The organism is Streptomyces sp. E2N166 (genome assembly GCF_003671715.1).
Lineage (GTDB): Bacteria > Actinomycetota > Actinomycetes > Streptomycetales > Streptomycetaceae > Streptomyces > Streptomyces thinghirensis.
In genome coordinates this window covers 474,995-477,622 of record NZ_RAIF01000012.1, presented here as the reverse complement: position 1 = coordinate 477,622, position 2,628 = coordinate 474,995, and the positions used below count along the sequence as shown (strand labels likewise).

The following is a 2,628-nucleotide window of genomic DNA, read 5'->3' as shown; positions in this document are numbered from 1 at the left end:
GTCCCGCTCGACCCGGCCCGCCGGCGGGCCCCGGCCGAGCGCGGGCCCGGCCAGAAGGTCACCGGCGGCGACCTCGCCGCGCTGCGCTCGGTCGGCGAGCTGTTCCGCAGCCTGGACGACCGGTACGGCGGCGGACACGCCCGCCAGGCCCTCGTGCGCTACCTGGAGCACGAACTGGAACCGATGCTGCGCGGCACCTACGGCGAGCAGACCGGCCGCCGGCTGTTCGCCGCCGCCGCCGACCTCACCCGGCTCGCGGGCTGGACCTCGTACGACATCGCCGCGCACGGCCTCGCCCAGCGCTACTTCGTGCAGGCGCTGCGGCTGTCGCAGGCGGCCGGCGACCGGGCGTACGGCTCGTACGTGCTGGTCACCATGAGCCGCCAGGCCGTCTACCTGGGCCACGGGCGGGAGGCCGTGCAGCTCGCGCGGGTGGCGCAGCAGGGGGTGGGGACCTCCGCGCCGCCGGTCGTGCAGACGCTCCTGCACGCCGCCGAGGCGCGGGCGCACGGCCTGCTCGGCGAGGTGCGGGCCTGCACCGCCTCGCTGGTCAGGGCCGAGCGCGCGCTGGAGACCGCCCGGCCCGGCGACGAGGTGCCGCACTGGGCGCGCTTCTTCGACGAGGCGCAGCTCGCCGACGAGTTCGGGCACTGCCACCGCGATCTGCAGCAGTTCCGCGCCGCCGCCCAGCACGCGGAGCGCTCGCTGCAACTGCGCGCCCCCGTCTACGCCCGTAGCCGGCTGTTCTGCCGGATCGTCCTCGCCACCGCCCGCCTCGGCCTCGGCGAACTCGACCAGGCCTGCCAGCTGGCCGCCGAGGCGGCCGGGCAGGCGGCCGAGATGCGGTCGGTGCGCGCGACGGAGTACGTACGCGACTTCGAACGGCGCCTGGAGCCGTACCGGGACGCCGCGCCGGTACGGGGCTACCGGGACAAGGTGGCGGCACTGGGGTAGCCGGGGCGCGTGCCGGAGCCCGCTACCCTGGTTCCCGACGACAGCCCCTAGGCGGCTCGGGCCGTCGGCAGGGGGTCGGCGCCGTGCATCGGCCGGCCCGCCCCCAGGTCCGTCAGGATCGCCGCGGACGCCCGGTGGCCCGAGTGCAGCGCGCCCTGGACGGTGCTGGTGTCGCGGTGGTCGCCGCACACGTACAGGCCGGCCAGCAGCCGTACCGGCCGGCGCAGGTCGTGCGGTGCGCGCATCGCGGGCACCGCCTCGGGCGTGTGGTGCACGGCGAGCGTCTCCCAGCGGGTGGTCGGGGTGCCGTAGAGGCGGGAGAGGTGCATGCGTACGGCGGTGTCGACGTCGGGCGGGGGAGTGCCGAGGACCGTCGAGGAGACGAGGGCGCGTCCGGCCGGCGCGCGGGACGGGTCCACGTGGCTGACCACGGCCGTGTGGGCGACCGGGCCGCCGCGGTCCGCGTCCAGCAGCAGGGCGGCGCCGGTCGCCGGCGGTTCGTCGGTCGTGTGGTGCACGACCGTCACCGGATGGAAGTCCGGGACGCGCAGCCCCGGCAGCAACTCGGCCGCGGCGCGGGCGTCGGTCGCCACCAGCACGGCCCGGCAGCGGATGACGCCGTGCTCCGCGGTGGCCACGGCGTTGGTGGCGACCGACGTGACCCGGACGCCGGTGTGCACGGTGCCGGGCGGCAGCGCCCGCGTCAGCAGCTCCGGCAGAGCCTCGGCGCCGCCCTCGGGCAGCCCGAGCCGCCCGCCGGCGAAGGCGCGCAGCGCGAGGTCGGAGCACCGGCTGGAGGTCGTGAGATCCGGGTCGCACAGCAGGGCGGCGAGCAGCGGGCGCAGGAAGCCGTCGATCGTGCGGGCCGGCAGCCCGCGCACCGCGAGCGCCTGGGCGGCGGGCAGCTCCGGACGGGCCAGCAGCCGGTCGACCGGGGTGCTCGCCAGGCGGGTCAGTGCGGCGCCGAGCCGGGCCTGGTCGACGGCGGTGCCGAGCGGGGCGCCCACCCGGGGGCGGGGCGCGGTCCCGGGACTCCCGGACACTCGGGGCGCGGTGGCCGGGCGCCGGGGCGCAGGCACGGACCGAGGGGCGCTCGCGAGGGCGCGCACCGCATGGAGTGCGCCCCTTGCGCCCCGGGCGCCCGCCGGGGCGCCCGCGCGGTGGTGACGGCCCTCGCTGTGCAGCAGGACGCCGGGGGCGAAGGGCAGCAGCGCGAGGCCGTCGAGCCCGGGGGTGCGGCGCAGTTCGGGATACGCCGTGGACAGCAGATGTCCGATTCTGTCGAGCCGGAAGCCGTCGACCTTCTCGGTCGCCATCCGGCCGCCCACGCCATGGGCGGCCTCCAGGACCGTGGTCGTCACTCCTGCGCTGGTCAGCCGATGCGCCGCGGCGAGTCCGGCGATCCCGGCCCCCACGACGACGACGTCCGCCTGGTACGCGGGCTCAAGCACGTGCCCCTCCTCGAGGTTGCGCGGCCGCTGGAGACGTCATGCCCCCAACCGGCTTGAGGGATACCCGAGTTCGAGTCGAGGTTAGGGCCGGAGACGGTCAAGGGGAGTCGCGCGGAGACAGAGCACGGTCGCACGACGGTCGCATACGGATGCGGTATGACCTCATGCGGTCGTCACATGGTCGGCACACGGGCGGGAAGCGGCGGGGACAGGGGGGAGCGGA

The 2,628-nt window shown here is 76.9% G+C and carries 2 protein-coding genes; one reads left to right on the top strand and one right to left on the bottom strand.

Features of this window, described 5'->3' with window-relative positions:
- Positions 1-954, top strand: a 954-nt coding sequence (locus EBH09_RS38720) for a regulator (RefSeq protein WP_238697254.1), incomplete at its 5' end; no start/stop codon positions are given.
- A 47-nt stretch (positions 955-1,001) separates the two neighbouring features.
- Here the strand turns inward: EBH09_RS38720 and EBH09_RS09830 are convergent.
- Positions 1,002-2,405 (bottom strand): NAD(P)/FAD-dependent oxidoreductase, encoded by a 1,404-nt coding sequence (locus EBH09_RS09830; RefSeq protein ID WP_121746630.1) that lies wholly within the window; start codon positions 2,403-2,405, stop codon positions 1,002-1,004.
- Between the last annotated feature and the right edge of the window lie 223 nt (positions 2,406-2,628).